General features: G+C 67.1%; 20 protein-coding genes and 1 riboswitch. Of the genes, 13 read left to right on the top strand and 7 right to left on the bottom strand.

Features of this window, described 5'->3' with window-relative positions; translation table 11 throughout:
• Positions 1–5: 5 nt before the first annotated feature.
• Positions 6–1448: an aldehyde dehydrogenase (NADP(+)) gene (locus QFZ46_RS14650; protein ID WP_307362840.1), complete on the top strand. Its 1443-nt coding sequence runs from the start codon at positions 6–8 to the stop codon at positions 1446–1448.
• Here QFZ46_RS14650 and QFZ46_RS14645 read toward each other — a convergent pair.
• From QFZ46_RS14645 to QFZ46_RS14625, 5 genes are all read right to left on the bottom strand, one after another.
• Positions 1438–2655 carry an ROK family transcriptional regulator gene (locus QFZ46_RS14645; RefSeq protein ID WP_307362837.1) on the bottom strand — a complete coding sequence of 406 codons (1218 nt, stop codon included), beginning with the start codon at positions 2653–2655 and terminating at the stop codon, positions 1438–1440. The genes QFZ46_RS14650 and QFZ46_RS14645 overlap by 11 nt on opposite strands.
• Positions 2656–2734: 79 nt before the next feature.
• Positions 2735–5161 (bottom strand): beta-xylosidase/alpha-l-arabinosidase, encoded by a 2427-nt coding sequence (locus QFZ46_RS14640; RefSeq protein WP_307362834.1) that lies wholly within the window; start codon positions 5159–5161, stop codon positions 2735–2737.
• A gap of 6 nt (positions 5162–5167) precedes the next feature.
• Entirely contained in the window at positions 5168–6058 is an 891-nt protein-coding gene (locus tag QFZ46_RS14635; RefSeq protein WP_307362829.1) for a carbohydrate ABC transporter permease, read from the bottom strand.
• Positions 6055–7071 carry a carbohydrate ABC transporter permease gene (locus QFZ46_RS14630; protein ID WP_307362826.1) on the bottom strand — a complete coding sequence of 339 codons (1017 nt, stop codon included), beginning with the start codon at positions 7069–7071 and terminating at the stop codon, positions 6055–6057. The genes QFZ46_RS14635 and QFZ46_RS14630 overlap by 4 nt, the downstream gene beginning before the upstream one ends.
• A gap of 8 nt (positions 7072–7079) precedes the next feature.
• Positions 7080–8378 carry an extracellular solute-binding protein gene (locus tag QFZ46_RS14625; RefSeq protein WP_307362824.1) on the bottom strand — a complete coding sequence of 433 codons (1299 nt, stop codon included), beginning with the start codon at positions 8376–8378 and terminating at the stop codon, positions 7080–7082.
• Between the two features lie 153 nt (positions 8379–8531).
• On the opposite strand from QFZ46_RS14625, the gene QFZ46_RS14620 reads away from it, so the two are divergent.
• From QFZ46_RS14620 to QFZ46_RS14595, 6 genes are all read left to right on the top strand, one after another.
• Positions 8532–9530: a LacI family DNA-binding transcriptional regulator gene (locus tag QFZ46_RS14620; protein ID WP_307362821.1), complete on the top strand. Its 999-nt coding sequence runs from the start codon at positions 8532–8534 to the stop codon at positions 9528–9530.
• Positions 9531–9622: 92 nt separating this feature from the next.
• Entirely contained in the window at positions 9623–10813 is a 1191-nt protein-coding gene (xylA, locus tag QFZ46_RS14615; protein ID WP_307362819.1) for a xylose isomerase, read from the top strand.
• Positions 10814–10834: 21 nt separating this feature from the next.
• Entirely contained in the window at positions 10835–12250 is a 1416-nt protein-coding gene (gene xylB, locus QFZ46_RS14610) for a xylulokinase (RefSeq protein ID WP_307362816.1), read from the top strand.
• A 113-nt stretch (positions 12251–12363) separates the two neighbouring features.
• Complete coding sequence (locus QFZ46_RS14605; protein ID WP_307362814.1) at positions 12364–13596, top strand: MFS transporter; 1233 nt, start codon at positions 12364–12366, stop codon at positions 13594–13596.
• 63 nt (positions 13597–13659) lie between these two features.
• On the top strand, positions 13660–14382 hold the full coding sequence (locus tag QFZ46_RS14600; protein ID WP_307362812.1) for a DUF6882 domain-containing protein: 723 nt from the start codon (positions 13660–13662) through the stop codon (positions 14380–14382).
• Positions 14383–14426: 44 nt separating this feature from the next.
• On the top strand, positions 14427–14993 hold the full coding sequence (locus QFZ46_RS14595; protein WP_307362809.1) for a hypothetical protein: 567 nt from the start codon (positions 14427–14429) through the stop codon (positions 14991–14993).
• A gap of 1 nt (position 14994) precedes the next feature.
• On the opposite strand, the gene QFZ46_RS14590 is transcribed toward QFZ46_RS14595, so the two are convergent.
• A complete protein-coding gene (locus tag QFZ46_RS14590) occupies positions 14995–15882 on the bottom strand; it encodes a bifunctional methylenetetrahydrofolate dehydrogenase/methenyltetrahydrofolate cyclohydrolase (RefSeq protein ID WP_307362806.1) in 888 nt (295 codons plus the stop codon).
• The gene (gene glyA / locus QFZ46_RS14585) at positions 15879–17153 is read right to left on the bottom strand and encodes a serine hydroxymethyltransferase (protein WP_307362803.1); all 1275 of its coding nucleotides are present in this window, start codon (positions 17151–17153) and stop codon (positions 15879–15881) included. Before glyA ends, QFZ46_RS14590 begins: the two co-directional genes overlap by 4 nt.
• 44 nt (positions 17154–17197) lie before the next feature.
• Positions 17198–17281: riboswitch (ZMP/ZTP riboswitch) on the bottom strand.
• 74 nt (positions 17282–17355) lie between these two features.
• On the opposite strand from glyA, the gene QFZ46_RS14580 reads away from it, so the two are divergent.
• The 6 genes from QFZ46_RS14580 to QFZ46_RS14555 all read left to right on the top strand — a co-directional run bounded on the left by QFZ46_RS14580 (position 17356) and on the right by QFZ46_RS14555 (position 24521).
• Complete coding sequence (locus QFZ46_RS14580; RefSeq protein WP_307362801.1) at positions 17356–18855, top strand: family 20 glycosylhydrolase; 1500 nt, start codon at positions 17356–17358, stop codon at positions 18853–18855.
• Positions 18852–20000: an N-acetylglucosamine-6-phosphate deacetylase gene (locus QFZ46_RS14575; RefSeq protein ID WP_307362798.1), complete on the top strand. Its 1149-nt coding sequence runs from the start codon at positions 18852–18854 to the stop codon at positions 19998–20000. The genes QFZ46_RS14580 and QFZ46_RS14575 overlap by 4 nt, the downstream gene beginning before the upstream one ends.
• Positions 20001–20363: 363 nt before the next feature.
• Complete coding sequence (locus QFZ46_RS14570; RefSeq protein ID WP_307362795.1) at positions 20364–22385, top strand: sigma-70 family RNA polymerase sigma factor; 2022 nt, start codon at positions 20364–20366, stop codon at positions 22383–22385.
• A 9-nt stretch (positions 22386–22394) separates the two neighbouring features.
• A complete protein-coding gene (locus QFZ46_RS14565; RefSeq protein WP_307362792.1) occupies positions 22395–22766 on the top strand; it encodes a YrdB family protein in 372 nt (123 codons plus the stop codon).
• Positions 22763–24124 carry an FAD-binding oxidoreductase gene (locus QFZ46_RS14560; protein WP_307362789.1) on the top strand — a complete coding sequence of 454 codons (1362 nt, stop codon included), beginning with the start codon at positions 22763–22765 and terminating at the stop codon, positions 24122–24124. Before QFZ46_RS14565 ends, QFZ46_RS14560 begins: the two co-directional genes overlap by 4 nt.
• On the top strand, positions 24117–24521 hold the full coding sequence (locus tag QFZ46_RS14555) for an NUDIX hydrolase (protein WP_307362785.1): 405 nt from the start codon (positions 24117–24119) through the stop codon (positions 24519–24521). The genes QFZ46_RS14560 and QFZ46_RS14555 overlap by 8 nt, the downstream gene beginning before the upstream one ends.
• The last annotated feature ends 1 nt before the right edge of the window (position 24522 follow it).

The following is a 24522-nucleotide window of genomic DNA, read 5'->3' as shown; positions in this document are numbered from 1 at the left end:
TCACCATGAACGAGAGCATTCCCCGCGAGGTCGACGACATAGTGCGCTCCGCTGCCGCTGCATCCGCACTGCTCGCCCGTACGGAGGACATCACACGAGCGATGTGGCTGCGGGCGATCGCCGGTTCGCTCGACGCGCGGTCGGGCGAACTCGTCCGGATCGCCGACGAGGAGACGGCCCTCCGCATACCGCGCCTCACCGGCGAACTCGCCCGCACCACAGCGCAACTGCGTCAGTTCGCAGACGTCATCGAGGAGGGTTCGTACCTCGAGGCGACGATCGACCACCCGAATCCTGCAGCCACTCCGCCGGTCCCCGACCTGCGTCGGGTGCTGCGCCCCATCGGCCCGGTCGCGGTGTTCGCGGCATCCAACTTCCCGTTCGCCTTCTCGATCGCCGGCGGTGACACGGCATCAGCGCTGGCGGTGGGCTGCCCCGTCGTCGTGAAGGCGCACCCCGGGCACCCTCGGACGTCCGACGTGACCGCGCAGATCGTCACCGAATCGCTGCGCGAATCCGGCGCACCCGAAGGGACTTTCGCCATGGTCTCCGGGTTCGACGCGGGTCTGTCTCTCGTGGATCACGCCGGGATCCGCGCCGTCGCGTTCACCGGTTCGGTGCGGGGCGGCCGTGCGCTCATCGACCGTATCGCGGCGCGGCCGGAACCGATCCCGTTCTACGGTGAGTTGGGCTCGCTGAATCCGGTGGTCGTGACCGCAGCGGCCGATGCGGAGCAGGGTGCCGACCTGGCAGCGGGACTCGCTGCCTCTTTCCAGCTCGGCGTCGGCCAGTTCTGCACCAAACCCGGCGTCGTGCTCGTCCCGCATGATTCAGCACTGGAACGGGAACTGCCCCGCCACCTCGCCGCGCAGCAGCGCATGCTCACGTCTGGGATCGCTGACGGGTTCACGACCGGTAGTGAGCGCGTACGTGGCGTCAGCGGGGTCGAGATGATGTCATCAGCGACCAGCGGCGATTCCGACGGCACCTCATCGATGGTCGCTATGACCGACGTCGCCACTCTACGGGTCAACACCGATTCCCTGTTGGAAGAGGTGTTCGGTCCGTTCACGCTCCTCGTTCGCTATCGCGATGAGGCGGAACTTGACGTTGCGCTGAGCCTTCTCCCTGGAAGCCTCACGGCGACCCTGCACAGTTCACCCGGCGAGGATGTCGCAGCCCTCGTACACCGGCTGGAGCCCCTCGCCGGACGTCTGCTCTTCGGCGGGTGGCCGACCGGTGTCGCTGTCAGCTGGGCGCAGCAGCACGGCGGACCCTGGCCATCGACGAACACCCAGTTCACTTCCGTCGGAGCCACGGCTGTGCGACGCTTCCAGCGGCCCGTCGCCTTTCAGGATGCGCCCGACGCGGTGCTGCCGGCCGCACTGCGCGAAGAGAATCCGCTGCGCATCCCTCGCCGTGTGGACGGCGTGCCGATCACACCGTGAGCGCGTCGAGCGTACGGGCGGGGTCGTTCAGGAGCGGCGCGAACGCCGCTTCTGCCGCGCCGATCAGGAGGCGATCGGCCCCCAGCGCGGCGGGGCGGATCTCCACCTGCTCGCCGGGTGCCGCAAGCGAGTTCGCCCGCACATCGGCAGTGAAGCCCTCCGGGTCGCTCTCACTCAGCATGCCGAGGAATCCGCCGAGCACGATCATGGACGGATTGAGCACGTTCACGGCGTTGGCGAGCGTCGCGGCCAGGATCCGCCGCTGACGAACGACCTCCTCGGCGACCTGCGGACGATCCATGTCGGTGAGCGCGGCGGCGAGCGCAGGGTCTTCAACCGATCCCAGGCCGGCCACCTGCAGCAGCCTTGCCCTGTTGACCTCGTCTTCGAGGACCCCGCCCCGGGTACGCCTGTCGGCCTCGACGGGGATGCTCGGACGGGTCTGCCCCCACTCGCCGGCGTATCCGCCTGCGCCGGAGATCAGCGCGCCCTGGAGAATGAGACCGCCGCCGATACCGCTGGCACCGCCGTTGAGGTAGACGACGTTCCTGTGCTCGCGCGCCGCCCCGAAGAGCCGTTCTGCGCGCGCACCGAGCGATGCATCGTTGTCTATCGCTGCCGGAAGCCCGACCCTCTCAGAGAGCGGAGATCGGAGGTCGCCGTCGTGCCAGTCCAGATGCGGAGCGAGCCTGACCAGACCGTCTTCGACACGGACGAGGCCGGGAACGGCGACGCCGATCCCGACGAACCGGCTCTCCGCCAGCGTGCCCGCTCTCCAGCCCTCGACGACGCCCTCGACGACACGGACCACTTCCTCGATGCTCGGCGCCTCCGCACATTCGACACGAGCCCGTTCACGTACCCGTCCTGACAGGGCGACAGCGCCGACCTCGATCGCGTCGACCTCCGGGTTCACGGCGATGGCGATCACATCGTCGCCTGCCGCGACGATCGGCGACGGCCTGCCGACTCGGCGGGTGGGATCGGGTTCCTGCTCGACGACGAGCCCGCGCGATGCGAGTTCCGCGACGAGATCCGCGACAGTGGAGCGGTTCAGTCCGGTCTCCGCTGTGATGACCGCACGCGAACGCGGGCCGAGCTGATGCACGAGCCGCAGCACCTCGCCGAGATTTGCCGCTCGCACGCGTTCGACGCTCGATGCCCGCTCCGCCATCGTGTCCCCCACCGTCTCCATTAAGTTGCTCATGACACGATATCCGGTAGACGCCGGTCGATAAGCGCGGCGCGGCCGTATCGCAGGTGAGCGACACCTCTCCGAGCCGGTGTCATAGCATGCCGGCTCCGCTCGACGAGATCATCTCCGCTGTCGCCGAATCGGATGCCGATGCTTCGGACACCATCACTTCGGCGGTCGCCAGACGAGGGTCGGCGGTCGTGAGCACATGCACCGCGCCGGTGACGGTGAGCGTCGAGCGCGCAGTGGCGTTTCCTGCGCCTTCGGTCGCTGCCGCATCTGCACCGACCCACACCTGGACATCACCCGGTTCCACCACACGCGTCATCGTCCGATCGCTGAACGCGAACCGTTGAGTGGGCACCGTGAAGGTCACCGTCGCGGACTGCCCCGGCTCGAGCGTCACGCGCTGGAAGGCGAGCAGCTGCGCGAGCGGGCGCGTCACCGAGGCGACGACATCACGACCGTAGAGCTGCACCACGTCGTCCACCGTGCGCGATCCGGTGTTGGTGACCTCGATGGCTGCGGCGAAAGCCTCGCCGGCCGTGACTTCCGAATCCACCACGAGATCGCCGTATGCGACGCGCGAGTACGAGAGCCCGAAGCCGAACGGACGCACGGGCGTGGGATCGGTGGCCGTGACATCCGATGCCCCACCGAGCCGCGGATGCAGGTAGGTGTACGGCTGTGCGCCGGCCGCACGCGGGAGCGAAACCGGCAGCCTCCCCGAGGGGTTGACCCGCCCGGAGAGAACTCCGGAGAGCGCCGCAGCCCCCTCTTCACCGGGGAAGAATGTCTGCAGCACCGCTGCCGGTCGGTGTTCGCCGTCCAGTGCCCAGCCGATCGCGTACGGACGGCCGGTCAGCGCGATCATCACGACCGGCGTACCGGTGGCGACGATCGACTCGACGAGTTCGCGCTGCACGCCGGGCAGTTCCAGTGTCTCGGAGTCATTGCCCTCGCCGACGGTGCCTCGGCCGAACAGCCCGGCCTGATCGCCCACGACGACGATCGCGACGTCCGCGTCGGTCGCCGCTGCGACGGCCTCCTCGAATCCTGCACGGTCGTCGCCCTCGACATCCGCCCCCTTGGCGTACACGACATCCGTGCCCTCGCCGGCCTCGGCCTCGAACGCCTCCAGGAACGTCGGGATCTCGAACCCGATCTCGAACTCAGGGTGATGCGCGAGCACGTGGTTGACGAAGGAATAGCATCCCATCAGCGCTTCGGCACGATGCGCGTTCGGGCCGATCACGGCGATCCGTGATGGAGTGACGGTCGACTCGGCGAGCGGCAGGATGCCGTCGTTCGACAGCAGTACGACCGACTGTTCAGCGAGACGCCGTGCGATGTCGCGATGACGGGGCGAATCCAGGTCGATGTGCGTCGGCGGCTCGTCCTCGAAAGCACCGGGCTCGAGAAGCCCGAGCTCCTCCTTCTGCGCGAGCGCACGTAGAACGGCCCGATCGACGTAGACCTCGTCGAACTCGCCGGCGCGGATCCGTTCGGCGAGCGGTGCGAGGTATGCATCGCCCGTCGGCAGCTCGACATCGATCCCCGCGGTCAGCGCGGCAGCAGCAGCACCGCCGCGGTCAGCGGCGATCGCATGCATCACCTCGAGGAACGCGACGGCGAAGTAGTCGGCGACGACCACGCCGTCGAAGCCCCAGCGTCCACGCAGCAGGTCCGTCAGATACTCCTCGCTGGATCCGAGCGGCACGCCATCGATCTCGGCGTACGAGTTCATGACCGAACGCGCCCCGCCGTCGAACAGCGCCATCTCGAACGGGGGAAGGAACACGTCCGCGATCTCTCGCGGTCCGGCGGAGACCGGCGCATGGTTGCGCCCGGCCCGGGACCCCGAGTACCCGACGAAGTGCTTCAGAGTGGCGTGCACCCCGGCTGACTGCAGACCGGTGACATACGAGGTGCCGAGCACGCCGACGACGTATGGGTCCTCCGCGATGCACTCGTCCACCCGTCCCCAGCGAGGATCGCGGATGACATCCAGCACCGGCGCAAGGCCCTGATGGATGCCCAGCTCGCGCATGGACTCGCCGATCGACGCGGCCATCTCGTGCACGAGATCCGGATTGAAGCTCGCCCCCCAGGCCAACGGGGTGGGAAATGCAGCAGCCTTCCATGCCGCCAGCCCGGTGAGGCATTCCTCGTGCACGAGCGCAGGAATTCCCAGTCGCGTCTCCCTCTTGAGCCGCCGCTGCTCTGCCCAGAGCCACGCGGCGCGCTCGGTCGGATCGACGGGCCGAGTACCGTACACGCGGGTGTACTGGCCCAGCCCGTTCCTGGTCACGTCCTCCAGGTGTCCGGCATCCGGCTGACCTGCCGCCATCTCCGACTGCATCGGGGCGACCACGCCGTTCTGGTCGAGCCAGTATCCGACGATCTGCGCGAGCTTCTCGTCAAGCGTCATCTGCGCGTGCAGCGCACGAACGCGATCTGACACCTCGGGCATGGCGGGAACTCCCGCTCCGGCATCCGTCACGGATCTCTCTTCCATGTCTGCTCAGCCCTTGACCGCGCCGGTGAGTCCACCGACGATTCGACGCTCGAACATGCTGAAGAAGATCAGCGCCGGCAGCATCGACAACGAGGTGTAGGCGAGGACCTTCGCGGTGTCGACCGAATACTGCGATGAGAAGTTCTGCACCCCGAGCGGAAGGGTGAACAGACTGGAGTCATTGAGGATGAACAGCGGCAGCATGTACCCGTTCCATGATCCGATGAACGCGAGGATGCCGACGGTGATGACTCCGGGCAGGCTCAGCGGGATCACCATCCTCCAGAAGAAACCGAGTCGCGAGGCGCCGTCGATCGATGCCGCCTCCTCGAGTTCTTTCGGGATCGCTCGCAGGAACGGCACCAGGATGATGATCGTGGTCGGCAGGGCGAACGCGATCTGAGGCAGGATGATGCCCCCGAGGCTGTTCACCAGGCCGAGGTTGCGGATCAGCAGGTAGAGCGGTGTGATCGCGACGGTGATCGGGAACATCAGTCCTGCGGCGAAGAACGAGTACATGATGCCCTTGCCACCGAAGTCGTAGCGGGCGATCACATAGCTGGCCATCACTCCGAGGATGACCGCACCGAGAGTGGTGCCGGCGGCGGAGATCGTCGAGTTGACCATCGCCGTCCAGAACTCGCTGCTGCCGAGGACGTTGGTGTAGTTCCCGATCTCCCACGGTGCGGGCCACCCCGACGGGTCGTTGGTGATCTGCGAGTTGGTGCGGAACCCGCCGATGATGATGTAGAGGATCGGCGTGATGCAGATCGTGATCAGGATCACCGCGAGCAGGTAGACGCCTGGGCTCCCCCAGCGCACGCCTGATGGTGCGCGTCGGCGCCCTCGGGCTCCGATCGCCTGGATGGCCACCGAGGTCTTCAGAGTGTCGGTCATCGCCGGCGCCCCTTTCTGCCGTCCCCCGTCAACGCGCCTTCGGTGTCACGGCGGAGAATGAACCGCTGGTAGACGAGGGCGACGACGAGTGAGATGAGGAAGAGCATCACGGCGACCGCGTTGCCGTAGCCGTAGCTGCCGGCAAGATGCCCGTTCTGGTACATGTAGGTGGCCATCGTCGAGGTGCCGGCGGTTGCCGCGATGTACTGACCCCAGATGATGTTGACGAGGTCGAACAGCTGCAGCGAGCCGATGATCGACAGGAAGGCCCAGATGCGGATGGTCGGTCCGAGCAGCGGGAGCGTGATGCTCCACTGCGACTTCCAGAACCCGGCGCCGTCGATGGCTGCGGCCTCGTAGAGCTCTTCGGGAATCGACTGCATTCCGGCGAGCATGAGGATCACGGCGAAGCCGATGTACTTCCAGGTGATGATGATCATCAACGACCACATCGCGATCGCCGGATCAGCGATCCACGAGTTCTGCAGTGCTCCGAGGCCGACCTTCTCGAGCAGAGAGTTCAACGCCCCCGCGTCCTGCAGCATGAGGCTCCAGCCCGTGCCGACGACCACTTCGGCGATGACGTACGGCGCGAAGATCAGCACACGGATCACCGATCGACCGCGGATCTTCTGATTCAGAAGCAGAGCGAACAGGATCGCGATCGGCCCCTGCATCAGGAGCGAGAGGACGACGATCGTGAAGTTGTGCCCCACGGCCGCGCGGAACGTGTCGTCCTGCAGCATGAGTGCGTAGTTGTCGAGCCCCACGAACTCGGTGGGCCAGCCGTAACCGTTCCATTTGAAGAAGCCGTAGAACGCGGCCATCATCACCGGGAGGATGACGAAGCCGACGAAGATCAGCAGTGCGGGTCCTGCCAGGAGCGTGATCTCGCCGCGCTTGCGCCAGTCGGGCCGCCGCGGCGCCCGGGTCGGGACCGATGCACGATCGGCCCCGACCCGGTTGCTCCTCGCAGACGCAGTGGGTGTCATCAGCGCCTGAGATTCGGACATGTCGTCGTTCAGCCCCTCGCCGCGGCGTTCGCGATGCTGTCGACGAGCTTCTGCGGATCGCCCTGACCTGCGAGCATCTCGACGACACCGGTGTTCAGCGCGTTTCCGACGTTCTGTCCGAGCGCCGTGTCCAGCCAGAGCGACACGTACGGCGCCTTGCTGTACGCCTCCATCAGCGGAACCAGCGACGGATCGGTGACTGCTCCTGTGGCGTCCTGGTTGGCCGGGATCGTCTGGAAGGCGTCCGCGTACTTCTCCTGCCATTCCTTCGACGCGACGAAGTTGAGGAACTCCTCGCAGGTGGCCGGCGAGTCGATCGAGCACGAGTAGCCATCGACGCCGCCCATCATCGCGCCTGGTTCACCGTCGCCGCCGTCGACCTCGGGGAACGGGAACCAGCCGAGGTCTGCGAGCGGCTCTCCGTCGGGAGTGAGACCGGCGATGACGCCGACGTCCCACGCGCCCATGAGTTCCATGGCCGCCTGGTGGTTGGCAAGGAGTCCGGCGGACGAGTTGGCGCCCTGCTGGGCCGTCGTCGTCAGGAAGCCGTCATTGAAGGGCTCGGTCGCCGTGAAGTCGTTCAGGTTCTCAGCAGCGTCCAGCCAGCACTGATCGGTGAAGTCGGGACTGGTGGACAGGTTCTCGATGATGTCCTGCCCGCAGGCGCGCACCGCGAAGAAGTAGTACCAGTGCGCGGCCGGCCAGGCGTCCTTCGCACCGAGCGCGATGGGAGCGATCCCTGCGGCCTTGAGCTTGTCCACGGCGTCCTCGAGCTCTTCGACTGACGTCGGCTCTGATTCGATGCCGGCCTGAGCGAAGAGGTCCTTGCTGTAGAAGATGCCGCCGGGAAGCACAGCGCTCGGCACACCGTAGATCTTGCCGTCGACGGTGAATGCGCTGAACGGAGCCTCACCGAAGGCGGTCTTCACGTCGTCGTCTATGAGGTCCGTCAGGTCTTTGACCTTGCCGGCCTCGACGATGTCGGCGAGCTTCCCGCCGCCGCGCGCCATGAAGATGTCCGGCATGTCGCCCGAGTTGACGGCGGTCTGCAGCTTGCCGTCCATGTCTTCGTTCTGGATCGAGGTCACCTTGACCGTGACCTCAGGGTTCGCCTCGTTGAAAGCGGCGGCTGCGTCTTCCCAGTACTGCTTGCCGTCGCCGGTCGTCGAGTTGTGCCACATCGTGAGCGTGGTCTCGCCGCCTTCGCCCTCGCCACCGCCACCGCTGGTGCCGCTGCAGCCGGACAGGACGAGCGATCCCAGTGCGACGACCGCAGCACCTGCCGCCAATGCCTTTCGCATCTTCATGCTGTGTTCTCCTCTTCTTCGAGTTGTCGTGCAGCGCGACACGTCATATTTGTTGCCAGCCGCACCAATGTGTTCGTGGGCCCACTCTGACACCGCGCCCACGGGGATGTCAAACGATATCGATAACGTTTTCTATTCGGCTAGGCTGACTGCATGAATGCTCGGCCAACCATCACCGATGTCGCCCGCACAGCCGGGGTCTCGGTGGCCACCGTCTCCAAGGCGATCAACGGCCGCGACGGAGTGTCTGCGGCCACACACGCCCACGTGCTGCGCGTGGTGGCCGAACTCGGCTACGAGAGCTCTCTGGTCGCGACCTCCATGCGACGAGGCCGGACCAACGTCATCGGCGTCCTGGTAGCGGAGTTCGAGCCCTTCGCGCTGCAGCTGCTGCGCGGAGTCTCCACCGCTCTGCAGGACACGCCATACGATGTCCTCGCCTACGCCGGCACCGTATCCTCGGGCGACCACCTCGGGTGGGAACGGCGCTCCCTCTCCCGACTGGGCGGCACGCTCATCGACGGCGCGATCCTCGTCACGCCGACCAGCACACCCGCACAATCCAGCGTGCCGATCGTCGCCGTCGACCCGCACACCGGAGCAGATGGACCGGCGACGGTCGCCGTGCACAATTTCGACGGCGCCCGTGCCGCGACCGAGCACCTGATCTCCCTCGGGCATCGACGCATCGGACACCTGCGTGGTCGCACCGACCTGGAATCCGCCCACCAGCGCGAACGCGGATACCGCGCGGCATTGGACGCGGCCGGCATCCCGTTCGATCAGGCACTCGTCGTGGAAGGCGGATATCGCGCGGCGAGCGCGACCGCCGGTTCTCATGCACTTCTCGATCTCGACGACCGTCCGACCGCGGTCTTCGCGGCGAACGATCTCTCCGCGATCGAGATGATCGGGGTCGGGACAGAACGCGGGCTGCGCGTACCGCAGGACCTCTCGGTGGTCGGCTTCGATGACATCCCAGAAGCAGCGTCGAATGTTCCGCAGCTGACCACCGTGCGACAACCCCTCGCCACGATGGGCGCCGTCGCCGTGCGCATTCTGCTCAGCATGCTCGACGGAGGTGAGCCGGAGCACATTCGGCTGCCGGCCGAGCTGATCACCCGCAGTTCGACGATGCCCCCCACGCGCTGAGGCACCGCTCGCTCGCAGGATTGCATCGGGCGCTGGGCGCTGATATGTTTTTACCCACAACAATTCACCATCGATGTTGAAAGCGACCCCTCATGTCTCTCACCCCCACCCGCGACGACAAGTTCTCCTTCGGTCTCTGGACCATCGACTACAACGGAACCGACCCGTTCGGCGGTCCGACCCGCCCGCGTCTCGACGTCGTACATGCCGTGGAGAAGCTGTCCGAGCTCGGCGCATACGGCCTGACCTTCCACGACGACGACCTCTTCGCGTTCGGCTCCACCGACGCTGAGCGCCAGAAGCAGATCGATCGCCTGAAGGGCGCACTGGCCGACACCGGCCTCATCGTGCCGATGGTCACCACCAACCTCTTCAGCGCCCCGGTCTTCAAGGACGGCGGCTTCACCTCCAACGACCGCGACGTGCGTCGCTACGCCCTGCGCAAGGTGTTCCGTCAGCTCGACCTCGGGGCCGAGCTCGGTGCGAAGACGTTCGTGATGTGGGGTGGCCGCGAGGGCGCCGAGTACGACTCCGCCAAGGACGTTCGCCAAGCTCTCGAGCGCTACCGCGAGTCCGTGAACCTCCTCGCCGACTACGTCACCGACAAGGGCTACGACATCCGCTTCGCGATCGAGCCGAAGCCGAACGAGCCCCGCGGCGACATCCTGCTGCCGACCCTCGGCCACGCCATCGCGTTCATCGGCTCTCTCGCGCGTCCTGAGCTGTTCGGTGTGAACCCCGAAGTCGGCCACGAGCAGATGGCAGGACTCAACTTCGCGGCCGGCATCGCCCAGGCGCTCTTCCACGAGAAGCTGTTCCACATCGACCTCAATGGTCAGCGCGGAATCAAGTACGACCAGGACCTCGTTTTCGGTCACGGTGACCTGCACAACGCCTTCGCCCTGGTCGACCTGCTCGAGAACGGCGGCCCCGGCGGCGTTCCCGCCTATGACGGTCCTCGTCACTTCGACTACAAGCCGAGCCGCACCGAAGACGAGACCGGTGTCTGGGACTCTGCAGCCGCGAACATGCGCACCTATCTGCTCCTCAAGGAGCGTGCTGCTGCCTTCCGCGCAGACCCCGAGGTGCAGGAGGCGCTGGCCGCGTCCAAGGTCGACGAACTCGCGACGCCGACACTGAACCCCGGCGAGAGCTACGACGACTTCCTCGCCGACCGCAGTGCCTTCGAGGACTTCGACGCCGACGCCTATCTCGGCGGCAAGGGCTTCGGATTCGTCCGCCTGCAGCAGCTCGCCACCGAGCACCTGCTCGGCGCTCGCTGAGCTGTGGCGACCGACACCGCGGTGACCAGCACGCAGACGCTGGTCGCCGGCGTCGATTCGTCGACGCAGAGTTGCAAGGTCGTCATCCGCGATCTCTCGTCCGGAGCGGTCATCCGCTCCGGACGAGCCGCGCACCCCGACGGTACCGAGGTCGATCCCGCCGCATGGTGGGAGGCACTGCAGAGTGCGATCTCGGATGCAGGCGGGCTGGATGGTGTCGCGGCCGTCGGCGTAGGCGGCCAGCAGCACGGTCTTGTCGCACTCGATTCCGACGGCCACGTGATCCGCCCTGCCCTGCTCTGGAACGACACCAGGTCGGCGGATGCTGCGGCTGCACTGATCTCCGAGATCGGCGCAGAGGAGTACGCCCGTCGGACGGGCGTCGTCCCGGTGGCGTCGTTCACGGCGAGCAAGGTGCGCTGGGTAGCGGACGCGGAGCCCGAGAACGCGGCCCGGATCGCGGCGATCGCGCTCCCCCACGACTGGCTCAGTTGGCGTCTGCGCGGCTACGGTCCCGCAGACGAATCACCACTCGGGCCGGTGCTCGACGAGCTCATCACCGATCGATCGGACGCGAGCGGCACCGCCTATTTCGACTCGACACGAGGCGAATACGACCGCGAACTGCTCGGCGTGGCCCTGCGTCGTGACGCGAGCGATGTCGTGCTCCCGCGCGTGCTGGGCCCAGCGGAACATGTGCCGGGCCAGAACGGCATCCTCGTCACCGCCGGTGCTGGAGACAACGCTGCGGCCGCCCTGGGCATGGGGGCGGGCAGCGGCGACATCGGCGTCTCGATCGGAACGAGCGGCACAGTCTTCGCCGTCACCGATGTCGCTGTCGCGGACCCGAGCGGCACAGTGGCAGGCTTCGCCGACGCGGCCGGAGGATTCCTGCCGTTGGTCGCGACCCTGAATGCTGCGCGAGTGCTGGATGCCACGGCATCCCTCCTCGGCGTCGACCACGGGGAGTTCTCCCGCCTCGCATTGGCTGCTGAGCCCGGCGCCGGCGGACTCGTGCTGCAACCATGGTTCGAGGGCGAGCGCACGCCCAACCTGCCGGATGCCACGGCATCGCTGTTCGGCATGACGCTGCTCTCCACGAGCCGTGAGAATCTCGCACGTGCCGCGATCGAAGGCGTGCTCTGCGGCCTCGCCGACGGTCTCGATCGCATCCGCGCGCACGGAGTGCGGGCCGAGCGCATTCTGCTCGTCGGCGGCGCCGCGCAGAGTGAAGCGGTGGCGCGCATCGCGGCCCAGGTGTTCGACGCTCCGGTGGTCGTGCCTGCGCCCGGAGAATATGTCGCCCTCGGAGCCGCAGTGCAAGCAGCCTGGGGGCTCCGTGGCACTGCACCCGACTGGCCGGTGGAGATCACGGCGCGCCTCGAGCGCGACACGCGCCCGATCATCCGAGAGCAGTACGCCACCCGCCTGCCCTGAGCACTCGCCCGTCCGCCGCTGACACGAGCATTCCCCGTTTCGTACCGGGTCAGCGGCGGGTGGGCGAGCCCGACGTGAGAAGATCGGCGGATGCTTTCGTTGAAATCCCGCCCGTGATCCGCGGCCTCGAGGCCATGCAGGACCCGGGCTTCCGCTGGTTCTTCCTCGCCCGTGCGATCACACTGGTCACCGGATCGATGTCGTCGATCGCCCTCGCCTTCGCGGTGCTGCAGGTCGACAACGACGCACTTTCGCTCTCGTACGTCCTCACCGCCTTCACCGTCGCGAACATCGTGTTCGTGCTGTTCGGCGGCGTCGTCGCGGATCGGCTGCCCCGTGCCCTGATCATCCAGAGCTGCTACGTCATCGACATCCTCTCGATGGGCGCCATGGCGGCCCTGCTGTTCAGCGGCACGGCAACGATCCCGCTCATGATCGTGCTCGCGGCCGTCAACGGTGCCTCGACGGCGTTCGTGCTGCCGGCCATGCAGGGCATCATCCCCCAACTGACGACACCTGCCCACTTGCAGCAGGCGAACGCGATGCTCTCGTTCGTGCGATCGGCGGTCACGATCGGCGGGCCGGTGATCGCCGGCATCCTGGTCGCGACGGCGGGACCCGCATGGGCGATGCTGGTCCAGGTCGCGGGGTGGCTCTGCGCCATCCCGGTGCTCGCACTGGTGAAGCTGCCGCCGCCGGCAGGTTCCGGCGAGTCGACGCTGTTGCGCGATCTGCGCACCGGGTGGGATGAGTTCCGCAGCCGCACCTGGTTGTGGGTCGTCGTACTCGCGTTCATGATCATGAACGCGATACACGTCGGTGCCTGGGGCGTCGTCGGCCCCTACATCGCGAAGAACAACGAACTCCTCGGGATCACGGGATGGGGGTGGGTGATCAGTGCCGAGGGCGTCGGAGTACTGGTCATGACCCTGTTGCTGATGTGGTTCCCGCTGAAGCGTCCGCTCAGACTCGGCATGATCGGCATGGCGTTCTTCGCCATCCCTTTGACGATGCTGGGGCTGCACCCCGCGGTGGTCTTCCTGGCGATCGCGGCGCTGATCGCCGGTGCGGGACTCGAGGTCTTCAGCACGGGGTGGAACGTCGCGATGATGGAGAACATCCCCGGCGACAAGCTCTCTCGCGTCTCCAGCTACGACATGCTGGGGAGTTTCGTGGTGATGCCGATCGGCACGCTGATCTACGGCTGGATGATCACGCATGCCGACGTCGGCATCGTGCTCCTGGTCTCCGCCGCGCTGTACGCCGGCTGCGCTCTGGCCACTCTCGCCGTGCCGAGCGTCTGGCGGATGGGTCGGGCATCAGTGGTCGATGCGGCCGACGTCTGAAGGATGCGGATCCGACGGGACGGGAGCTGGCGCAATCATAGGATCTCAGGCCAGACTGGAGCCATGACCTTCGCAGCCCTGCAGCCCCTTGCCGATCGCGCAGCACTCTTCGCCACACTCCGCCAGGACGCGCTCACCACTGCCGTCGATGCGCTGGGCGAGCACCGCTGGGACGCCGACATGGCCGCGGGGACGCTTACCTTCACCGCGAACGCGAACCCCGCGCACCAAATGGTGACACGCCCCCACCTGGTCGCGACGATCGCACCCGGGCCGCGGTCCCTGCTGTGGGCGTGGGCTCACCCCCAGGGCGACCCGCAGGGGGTGGCCGCACAGTTGCGCGACTACGGCGCCCAGTACGGCATCGCGGAGCTCAGCCAGGCCGAGCTCGCGTTCCCCGAAGAAGCCGGCGCAGACCTCGACGCGTGGATCGCGCAGCTCGCGCACCAGATCGGCACGGTGGCGGTCGAGATCACAGGCCGTTCCCCGTACTACTCGGCTCCGATCGGCGGCGGTACTCGCGCCGTGTTCCTGCTGGACGCGCCGCTCGCGCCGCTGACGGTGCAGGATGCCGTGATCAGCGCTCCCCGCATCCTTTCGGGCCTCACGCTGAGCGATATGCGTTCGCCGGTGTGGGACGCCGCGCGTCTGGCCGGTTGGAACCTGCAGTGGACCGACGAGGCCTTCAGCGGCGCCATCGTCACCGACGCATCCGGCTCTGCCACGTTCCGCTTCGACGAGCACGCTCGGATCGTCGGCATCGAGGCACCTGGCCTCACCGGCTGATCGTGGTCGTTCCCCACGGGGAATCATCGCCCTAGGCTGATGGCATGAAGAAGTGGACCGTCCGCGCCGTCTCCCTGTACGTGTTCAACGTCGTCGTACTGCTGCTGATCGGGCTGCTCATGTCAAGCGTGAGCGTCGGTTGGAACGCGCTGTGGGCAGCCGTGATCCTCACTGTGGCGACGCTTGCACTCAAACCGACGCTGCTCAAGGTGTTCCGCGGAGCGGCAGCGAAGTCCGCCCAGACACGCACGAACGTCGGTGAGAAGGTCGTCCAGTACGGGCTGGTCTTCATCGTCGAGCTCGTCGTGTGGGTGCTGACCGTGTGGCTCAGCGGCGTCGACGTGCGCGGCTGGTTCTGGGGATACGTGCTGCCGCCGCTGTACCTGCTGATCGCCTGGGTCATCTACGACCTGGTGGATGACCGGATCGAGACGAAGGCGGGCGCGGTGTTCGACACCGTGCAGTCGAAGGTGAAGGGCGGGCGCACCTCGACCACTGCTGCTTCGGATGCCGGAGCATCCGCTGGACAAGGCGCGGCGACCGCCGCTGGCCGGGAGGAGCTCGATGACGGGCTCACCCCCGAACAGCGACGGATGCTGAACGAGCTGTAACTCAGCCTTCGCTTGCGAATCGCTCCGCGGCTTCGACGACATTCGTCATCAGCAGTGCGACGGTCATCGGACCGACACCACCGGGGTTGGGCGATACGAAGCCGGCGACGGATGCGACGTCTGGGTGCACGTCTCCGTACACCTTCGACTTGCCGGTCTCAGGGTCGTCCTCACGCGTGACTCCCACGTCGAGCACAGCGGCGCCAGGCTTGACGTCTTCCGCGCGGACGAGGTGCTTGACGCCTGCCGCCGCGACGACGACGTCAGCCTCGCGCAGGTACCTCGGCAGGTCGACCGTGCCGGTGTGCGTGAGCGTCACCGTGGCGTTGAGATCGCGGCGGGTGAGCAGCAGTCCGATCGAGCGACCGATCGTGACACCGCGCCCGACGACGACGACATGCTTGCCCTTCAGGTCGTAGCCGTTGCGCAGCAGCAGTTCGATGACACCGCGAGGCGTGCACGGCAGCGGCGTGTGGATCGGCGCGTTGACGTTCAGCACGAGCCGGCCGAGGTTGGTCGGGTGCAGACCGTCGGCATCCTTGTCGGGATCGATGCGCTCGAGGATCGCATCGGTGTCGATGTGCTTCGGCAACGGCAGCTGCACGATGTAGCCGTGGCACGTCGGGTCGGCGTTGAGTTCATCGATCAGCGCCTCGACCTGCTCCTGCGTGGCATCAGCCGGCAGTTCGCGCTGGATCGAGTTCATCCCGATCGCCTCGGACTGCCGGTGCTTCATCCCCACATACAGCTGGGACGCGGGGTCGGCCCCCACGAGCACCGTGGCGATTCCAGGAATGATCCCACGGTCACGCAGAGCAGCGACGCGTTCGGTCAGCTCGGCCTTGATCTCGGCTGCTGCGGCCTTGCCGTCGAGGACGACAGCGGTCACTGCTGCAGCTCCGGGTAGAGCGGGAACGCACCGGCGAGCGCATCGACACGGGCCTTGAGCGCCGCGACATCAGCTCCAGGCTGCAGAGCCAGGGCGATGATGTCGGCGACCTCGGTGAACTCCGCATCGCCGAAGCCGCGTGTGGCGAGCGCGGAGGTACCGATCCGCAGACCCGACGTGACCATCGGAGGGCGGGGGTCGTTCGGGACGGCGTTGCGGTTCACCGTGATGTGGATGTCATGCAGCAGGTCTTCGGCCTGCTTGCCGTCGATCGCCGCGTCGCGCAGGTCGACGAGGACGAGGTGCACATCGGTGCCGCCGGAACGGACCTTGATCTGTGCATCCGCCACGTCCTGCTGCGTGAGGCGTTCGGCGAGGATCTGTGCGCCGCTGAGGGTGCGCACCTGGCGGTCCTTGAACTCCGGCGTCGCTGCGAGCTTGAACGCGGTCGCCTTGGCGGCGATCACGTGCATGAGCGGGCCGCCCTGCTGGCCGGGGAAGACCGCCGTGTTGATCTTCTTGGCGAGGTCGGCGTCGTTGGTGAGGATGAAGCCAGAGCGGGGGCCGCCGATCGTCTTGTGCACGGTCGAGGAGATGACGTGCGCGTGCGGCACGGGGCTCGGATGCACGCCTGCGGCGACGAGTCCGGCGAAGTGCGCCATGTCGACCCAGAGCAGTGCTCCGACCTCGTCGGCGATCTCGCGGAACTTGGCGAAGTCGAGGTGGCGTGGGTATGCCGACCAGCCGGCGACGATGACCTTCGGCTTGTGCTCGATCGCGAGGCGACGCACCTCGTCCATGTCGACGAGCGAGGTCTCGGGGTTCACGCCGTAGGCGACGATGTTGTACAGGCGCCCGGAGAAGTTGATCTTCATCCCGTGGGTGAGGTGACCGCCGTGGTCGAGCGACAGCCCGAGCAGCGTGTCGCCGGGACGGGCGATGGCGTGCAGCACGGCGGCGTTGGCGGTGGCGCCGGAGTGCGGCTGCACGTTCGCGAACTCGGCGCCGAACAGCGACTTCACGCGCTCGATCGCCAGCGACTCTGCGACGTCAACTTCTTCGCAGCCACCGTAGTAGCGGCGTCCGGGGTAGCCCTCGGCGTACTTGTTCGTGAGCACAGAGCCCTGCGACTGCAGAACCGAGACGGGCACGAAGTTCTCGGAGGCGATCATCTCGAGGAACGTGCGCTGACGGTTCAGCTCGCGGTCGAGGACCTCGGCGATCTCGGGATCGACCTCTGAGAGCGGGGCGTTGAAGTACGGATCGGTCATGTCGTCCTCTTTCGTTGCGGAATGAAATGTCATCGGTGGTAGATGTCATCGGCCCAGGCGCGCGGTCGAATTCCGTAACGGTCGCTCCCCGGTGGTGACCCACCCAGACGCCAGTCGCGACCGTTCGAGCATAGCGGAATCCCGAAGACCCAGAGTAGCCCGAGGCCTGGCCGGGCCGGCCTTCGCGCGATAGGTTTTGTTCATGGTCCTACCACTTGTTCCGCTGCCCTCATCCGTCACGGAGTCGACCGGAGCGCTGTCACTGACGACGGCGACCCGCATCATCGTCGAGAACGATGCGGATGCCGCGGCATCCGTCCTCGCCGACATGCTCGCCGAACGCACCGGGCTGCGCCCTGCGGTCACGGTCGACACGGTTCAGCCCGGTGACATCGTCGTGCGCCGCACGACCCGCCAGGGCGAAAAGTACAGTCTGCGCATCGGTGAGGAGGTGCAGCTCGAGGGGTCGGATGCCGGCCTCTTCTACGGCATCCAGACACTGGGGCAGTTGCTGGCGACCGACGGCGAGGGCGGGCGACTCCCCCACGTCGAGATCGACGACGCTCCGCGCTTCTCCTATCGCGGCGTCATGCTCGACGTCGCCCGCACGTTCTTCGACGTCGATACCGTCAAGGCGTTCATCGATCGGGCGTCATCGCTCAAGTTCAATCACCTTCACCTGCATCTCTCGGACGACCAGGGCTGGCGGCTGCAGATCGACAGCCGGCCGCTGCTCGCCGAGCGCAGCTCGACGACGGCGGTACTGGGACGCCCAGGCGGTTTCTACACGAAGGACGACTTCCGTGAGATCGTGCGGTACGCGTCCACGCACCACATGGTCGTGGTGCCGGAGATCGATCTGCCCGGCCACACGCACGCGATCGGCCTCGCGTATCCCGAGATCGTCGAGGCGCCGGTCATGAACGACGGCCTCCTCGCGCAGTCGAGCGCGCTCGAGCAGCCGCTTCCCGTGGCAGGCGAGCCGTACCTCGGCTGGGGCGTCGGGCACTCCTCCGTGAAGATTCATGGGGGTGCGACGTGGGAATTCCTGCGCGATGTCCTCACCGAACTCGCAGAGCTCACCCCCGGTCCGTATCTTCACGTCGGCGGCGACGAATGCCTCGGCACGGCACAGGCGGACTTCGACTCGTTCATCGAGCGGGTCACCGCGCTGACCACCGAGCTCGGCAAGACGCCGATCGCCTGGCACGAGGCGGGCTCCGCCCAGGTCGCCGAAGGCACGATCGGCCAGTACTGGGGCAGCACGACCCCGGCGGGCACACACGCGGATGACGCCCGCCGCTTCGCGGAGCGCGGCGGATCGGTCATCATGTCGCCGTCGAACACCGCCTACCTCGACCAGAAGTACGATGCGGACTTCCCGCTCGGACTCGATTGGGCCGCGCTGATCGACCTGCAGACCGCCTACGAGTGGGAGCCGACCACGATCGTCGATGGTCTGCCGTCCGAGGCGATCCTCGGCGTCGAAGGGCCGTTGTGGTCGGAGACCATCGAGACGCTCGACGACATCGACCAGCTGATCTTCCCGCGCGTCGCGGCGATCGCCGAGGTGGCCTGGTCGCCGGCCGAGACACGCGAGTGGGTGTCGTTCCGCGACCGCGTCGGCGCCCTCGGCGCCGTGTGGGATGCCGCAGGATGGGAAGGCCACCGCCCTACCGAGATCGCTTGGAGCGCCCGATGACCACGACTCTGATCCACTCTGCCCGACTCATCACCGACGGCGTCGAGACAGCGGATGCCTGGGTGCGTTTCGAGGCCGGCCACGTGGCCGCGACCGGCACGGGCGCCGACTGGGCAGACGCAGAAACGGTGATCGACGCGACCGATCTCGCGGGCGAAGGGGCGATCCTCACGCCCGGATTCATAGACATCCACGGCCACGGCGGCGCCGGCGCATCCTTCGATGACGGGATCGACGCCATCCGCACCGCACGCGATCTGCACCGCGCACACGGTACGACGCGCGCGGTGGTCTCGCTCGTCACCGCTCCGCTCGACGATCTCGCGCGCCGAGTCAGCGAGATCGCCGACCTCATGACGACGGATGCCGACATCCTCGGCTCGCACTTGGAAGGCCCATTCCTCGACCCCGCCCACCACGGCGCGCATGAACCCTCGCTGCTGCGCGAACCGGCCGCCACCGATGTGCAGCGCCTGCTCGACGCAGGCCGCGGTACCGTGCGCCAGGTCACGATCGCTCCGGAGCTTCCCGGAGGTCTCGAAGCGATCCGGCTGGTCGTCGCCGCGGGCGCGGCCGCGGCCGTCGGCCACACGAGCGCTGATGCCGCGACAGCCGTTGAGGCTTTCGAGGCGGGTGCGACGATCCTCACGCATGCATTCAACGCGATGCCGGGCATCCATCACCGCGCGCCGGGGCCTGTGCTCGCCGCTGCAGCCGACGATCGCGTCGTGCTCGAAGCCATCGCCGATGACGTGCACCTCGATCCGCACGTGGTCAAGCTGATCTTCGACACGGCTCCCGGCCGGGTCGCGTTGGTGACGGATGCGATGGCCGCAGCCGGCAGTGCCGACGGCGAGTACGATCTGGGCGCAGTCAAGGTCACAGTGACCGACGGCATCGCGCGCGCCGACGACACCGGATCCATCGCCGGTTCGACGCTGACGCAGGACGTCGCGTTGCAACGTGCCGTGGGGGCCGGCGCGACACTGGTCGAGGCTGTGCGCGCACTCACGCAGACGCCGGCGGCGGCGATCGGCCTCGGTGCACGGCTCGGCCGGCTCTCGCCCGGGTACCTCGGCGACGCCGTGCTGCTGGACGCGCAGCTTCGGGTCGTGCATGTGCAGACCGGCGCACCGCTCTCTTGAACGGCGGGTGAGAGGTCGCCGCTCCCCAGTGCGGCGACCTCGTCTCTCCCCGTGATGAGAGCGGGTGACCCGGAACTCCTCCCCCGAGGTACCGAGTCACCCGACCGGTGCAAAGCCCCCGCACCGATGCCGAACTCCGCCCCCCGGTGGAGTTCTGTTGGCTGTCTCTCATTGATGAGACGGCATCTCTCCTGATTCATCACGCGAATCCGGGAAAAACTTTTGAGAGTTGGCTCCGAGTTGTCCACAGGGCTGGCCTCGCCGGGAATTTCGAGGGAGAATGGTCCGGGCGCGTGAGGATTTACCTGATCACGCGTCTCTTCATGTGAGGGCTCACTCGACGCTCACGACAGATGGAAGCCAGTGCACAACCACGACGACACCGCAACCGGGGCATCAGCTGATGCCGACCTGATCCTGCGCACCCGTTCGGGTGACGCAGATGCGTTCGGCGAACTCTGGCGACGTCACTATCCCTCCGGGATCTCTGTCGCCCGTTCGATCACGTCGAGCATCGACCCCGACGACCTTGTACAAGAGGCGTACACCCGCATCTACCAGGCGATCATCAAGGGCGGCGGCCCGAACGGCTCGTTCCGCGCATATCTGTTCACCAGCATCCGCAACACCGCGGCGGCGTGGGGCCGTTCGCGGCGTGAGACCGCGATGGACGAACTCGAGACCGTCGTCGATCCGGACAGCACGGAGCAGGCGACTGACGAGGCGCTCGACCGCAGCCTGACCGCGCAGGCGTTCCGTTCCCTCCCCACCCGGTGGCAGGAAGTGCTCTGGTACACCGAGATCGAGCAGATGAAGCCGGCAGCGGTCGCTCCGCTGCTCGGTATGAAGGCCGGAGCAGTCTCGCAGCTCGCATTCCGTGCGCGCGAGGGATTGCGCGAGGCATGGATCCAGGCCCATCTGCGCAGCGCCGAGCCCGGGTCGGAATGCCAATGGACCATCGAGCACCTCGGCGCCTATTCACGCGGAAACCTCAGCGCACGAGATCAGAAGCGCCTCGACGAGCACATCGAGGAATGCGCTCGGTGCATGATCGTCGTCGCCGAGGCGAAGGATGTCTCCAACCGCCTCGCTCTCGTTCTGCTCCCGCTCGTCCTCGGCATATCAGGTGCGGCCGGATACACCGCCATGCTGCAATCGGGCAGCGCCCCGATCGTGGCGCTGGCAGCGATGCCCTCGAGCGTCGTCGAAGGCGGAGTCGTCGTCAGTGGTGCTGGCGCGAATGGAGCCGTCGGCGTACTCGCTGACAAGGGCAGCGGCTCGGCTGGCGGTGCTGCCGGGGGCTCCACGTCCTCAACTGGAGCGGTGACGGGCATCGGCGCTCTGGTAGGCGCCGGTTCCGCGGCGCTCGTGGTCGCCGGCGTCGTGGCCGCCGCGACGATCGTTCCCGGGCTGCTCGAGGCGAGCCCGGTGACCTCGTTGCCGAGCGCGAGCGAAGCCGGCGATTCGTCGATCTCCTCGGAGCTCACGCCCGGAACCGAGATGAATGACGAGAAGTTCATCCTCGAGATCCCCGAAGAGAACCCGAAGGCTCCCGACGACGTCGATAAGACGCCTGAGGCCAAGACACCGCTGAACGACAATGTGCCTACTACTGCCCAACCGGCACCACCGTTGATGACGATGCCGCCTGCGGCCCCGGCGGCTCCCGGTGACGGCAGCGGTGGAGACGGTGATCAAGGCTCGACCGACCCGACCGACCCCACGGATCCCACCGATCCCACCGATCCCACGGATCCCACCGACCCGACGGACCCGACCGACCCCACCGATCCCGGCACTCCCACGGAACCTACCGAAGCCGCGACGCTTGGCATCATCCAATGGGTCGATGGCGTCCACATCGTCATCGCTGTGTCCGGCGCCCCGGGAGCGACCTTCGAAGCAGCGATCAACGGCGACGAAGCCGGATCTGCCCGCACAGTGCTCGACAGCACAGGAAGCGGCACCATCACGCTGATTCCGACCAATTGGGAGAGCAACCGACCCGTCGTATTCCAGTACGTGACGGATGCCGGGCCGAAGTTCTCGTTCATCAGGCATCTGCAACATCTTCGCGACGACGACGCGAATGACGATGCGAATGACGCTGAGACTCCTGCGGGCTCTGCCCCGACCACAGGGGACGAGCCGGCAACGGATGCGCCCGCCGTTGACGAGCCGGCCACGCAGGAGCAGCCGCCCGCGGAGGCACCTGTCGTCGAAACGCCGATCGAGAGCCCGGCCACGAACACCGTCGTCGAAGAGGTCGTGTCGGAAGCCGTTCCGACTCCGGCCGGTGAAGCCGGCTCCCCCGCTGAAAGCACCGTGCTCGGAGATGGCTCCCGCTTCACGGTCCCGGCCGAGGACAACGCACCCGCCGAATAGACTGGGAGCATGCCCGAAGCTCCCGATGCCGTCCCCGGCGTCAACCGTCCGAACATCGCTCCGCTCGACATCATCCGGGCTGTCATCCTCGTCGCCGCGATCGCATCGCTGGCGCTCTGGGGCTTTGCGACCTGGCCTTTCCCGTGGAACATCGTTCTCGGGATCGGCGCTCCACTGCTCGTCCTTCTGGTGTGGGCACTCTTCCTCTCACCGAGGCCGGTGCTGAATCTGCATCCGTTCGTGCGGGCGGCCGTCGAACTGCTGATCTACGCGGGCGTGACGCTCGCCTGGTGGTCGATGGATCAGGCCTGGGTCGGCCTCGGCTTCGCCATAGTCGCCGTCACCTCCGGACTCTTCGCCGGCAGGCGAGACTTGCGATGACGATCGCCGCGGCTCTGCGGAATGCGCTCGGTGACGTCGTCGACGTCACCGAGAACGCCCTGGAGGCAGCGCGCGCAGACCGCTCAGGGCATTCCTCTGTCGGCCGCCCGCTCGCCGTCGTGCACGCGGAGTCCGTCGAACATGTCCAGCAGACCATGCGGATCGCGACCGACACCCGTACTCCAGTCGTGGTCCGCGGCGCCGGCACAGGGCTCGCCGGAGGGGCCAACGCCGGCCCAGGCGAGATCGTCCTGTCGATGATGCGCATGAATCGTGTGATCGAAGTGCGGCCGGACGACCTGTTCGCGGTGGTCGAGCCCGGCATCCTGAACGCGGAGCTGAACACCCTGCTCGCCGCACACGGCCTGTGGTGGCCACCGGACCCTGCCAGTCGTGACATCTCGAGCGTCGGCGGCAACATAGCCACCGGCGCCGGTGGGCTGTTGTGCGCGAAGTACGGCGTCGTGCGCGATGCTGTGCTCGGCGTCGACGTCGTGCTCGCTGACGGGCGCCTCCTGCACCTCGGCCATCGCAGCGTGAAGGGCGTCACCGGGCTCGATCTCACCTCTCTCATGATCGGGTCAGAGGGCACTCTCGGCGTGGTGGTCGGGGCCACCCTGAAGCTGCGGCGCCTTGTCGTCGGCGATATCTGCACCCTCACGGCACTGTTCCCGAACGTGCGTACTGCGGCCGCTGGGTCCACGGCGGTCACGGCATCCGGCGTTCAGCCCGCGATCATGGAGCTGATGGATGCGAAGGCGCTCACAGCCGTGCACGCCCTCCTGTCTCTGCCTGCTCCCTCTGCCGGGACCTCGCAGCTCACGATCCAGACCGACGGTCCCGCGGCGCGGGCCGAGGCCGACCGCATCGCAGCGATCCTGCAGGAATGCGGCGGCGAGGTCACGCTGACATACGATCGCGACGAAGGTGAGCGGCTGCTCGCCATCCGGCGTTCGATGCATGGCGCAATGGCCGCTCTCGGCACCACGCTCATCGAAGACGTCTCCGTGCCGCGCAGCGCACTGCCGGCGATGTACGACGAGATCGCGCGCATCGAGGTGGCCTACAACCTCGCCATCCCCACCGTTGCGCACGCCGGCGACGGCAATCTGCATCCGAACTTCATCTTCGACGGCGATGTCGTGCCGGAGAACATCTGGGCGGCTGCAGACGATCTGTTCCGATCCGCGATCCGGCTCGGCGGCACGCTCACCGGGGAGCACGGCATCGGCATGCTCAAGAGCCGCTGGCTCGCAGAAGAGCTCGGCGACGACCAGTGGCAGCTGCAGCGTCAGATCAAGGCCGTGTTCGACCCGCTCGGCATCCTCAACCCCGGAAAGGTCTTCACCCGTGCCTGATATCCATGTGAGCGCCGCGATCATCCACGACGAGGACGGCCGCGTGCTGGTGGTGCGCAAGCACGGTACGACGAAGTTCATGCAGCCGGGCGGTAAACCCGAGGCCGGGGAGAACGCCGCGCAGACCCTGGCGCGCGAGCTGGATGAGGAGCTCGGCCTCAAGGTCGACGAGGCGGGACTGCGCCCGCTCGGTCGCTTCATCTCCGCCGCCGCGAACGAACCTGGTCACCGCGTCGTCGCCGACGCCTTCGCCCTCACGATCGAGGCCGACACCGTCACTGTGCAGGCCGAGCTCGCAGAGTTGCGCTGGATCACGCCGGCCGACCTGGACACCCTGCCGTTGGCGCCGCTCAGCGTGGAGCATCTGCTCCCCCTGGCCTGGCCAGGCGCTGTCTAGG

The sequence above is a fragment of the Microbacterium murale genome, from assembly GCF_030815955.1.
In the GTDB taxonomy this organism is placed as follows: domain Bacteria; phylum Actinomycetota; class Actinomycetes; order Actinomycetales; family Microbacteriaceae; genus Microbacterium; species Microbacterium murale_A.
Note: the sequence above shows the minus strand (reverse complement) of the source record. Positions and strands in the feature narration are given on the sequence as shown.

Excerpts from the sequence above, each read along its gene's own strand:
- QFZ46_RS14650 (WP_307362840.1), top strand. The coding sequence starts at position 6 with ATGAACGAGAGCATTCCCCGCGAGGTCGACGACATAGTGCGCTCCGCT.
- QFZ46_RS14645 (WP_307362837.1), bottom strand. The coding sequence starts at position 2,655 with ATGAGCAACTTAATGGAGACGGTGGGGGACACGATGGCGGAGCGGGCA.
- QFZ46_RS14640 (WP_307362834.1), bottom strand. The coding sequence starts at position 5,161 with ATGGAAGAGAGATCCGTGACGGATGCCGGAGCGGGAGTTCCCGCCATG.
- QFZ46_RS14635 (WP_307362829.1), bottom strand. The coding sequence starts at position 6,058 with ATGACCGACACTCTGAAGACCTCGGTGGCCATCCAGGCGATCGGAGCC.
- QFZ46_RS14630 (WP_307362826.1), bottom strand. The coding sequence starts at position 7,071 with ATGTCCGAATCTCAGGCGCTGATGACACCCACTGCGTCTGCGAGGAGC.
- QFZ46_RS14625 (WP_307362824.1), bottom strand. The coding sequence starts at position 8,378 with ATGAAGATGCGAAAGGCATTGGCGGCAGGTGCTGCGGTCGTCGCACTG.
- QFZ46_RS14620 (WP_307362821.1), top strand. The coding sequence starts at position 8,532 with ATGAATGCTCGGCCAACCATCACCGATGTCGCCCGCACAGCCGGGGTC.
- xylA (WP_307362819.1), top strand. The coding sequence starts at position 9,623 with ATGTCTCTCACCCCCACCCGCGACGACAAGTTCTCCTTCGGTCTCTGG.
- QFZ46_RS14600 (WP_307362812.1), top strand. The coding sequence starts at position 13,660 with ATGACCTTCGCAGCCCTGCAGCCCCTTGCCGATCGCGCAGCACTCTTC.
- QFZ46_RS14595 (WP_307362809.1), top strand. The coding sequence starts at position 14,427 with ATGAAGAAGTGGACCGTCCGCGCCGTCTCCCTGTACGTGTTCAACGTC.
- glyA (WP_307362803.1), bottom strand. The coding sequence starts at position 17,153 with ATGACCGATCCGTACTTCAACGCCCCGCTCTCAGAGGTCGATCCCGAG.
- QFZ46_RS14580 (WP_307362801.1), top strand. The coding sequence starts at position 17,356 with ATGGTCCTACCACTTGTTCCGCTGCCCTCATCCGTCACGGAGTCGACC.
- QFZ46_RS14575 (WP_307362798.1), top strand. The coding sequence starts at position 18,852 with ATGACCACGACTCTGATCCACTCTGCCCGACTCATCACCGACGGCGTC.
- QFZ46_RS14565 (WP_307362792.1), top strand. The coding sequence starts at position 22,395 with ATGCCCGAAGCTCCCGATGCCGTCCCCGGCGTCAACCGTCCGAACATC.
- QFZ46_RS14560 (WP_307362789.1), top strand. The coding sequence starts at position 22,763 with ATGACGATCGCCGCGGCTCTGCGGAATGCGCTCGGTGACGTCGTCGAC.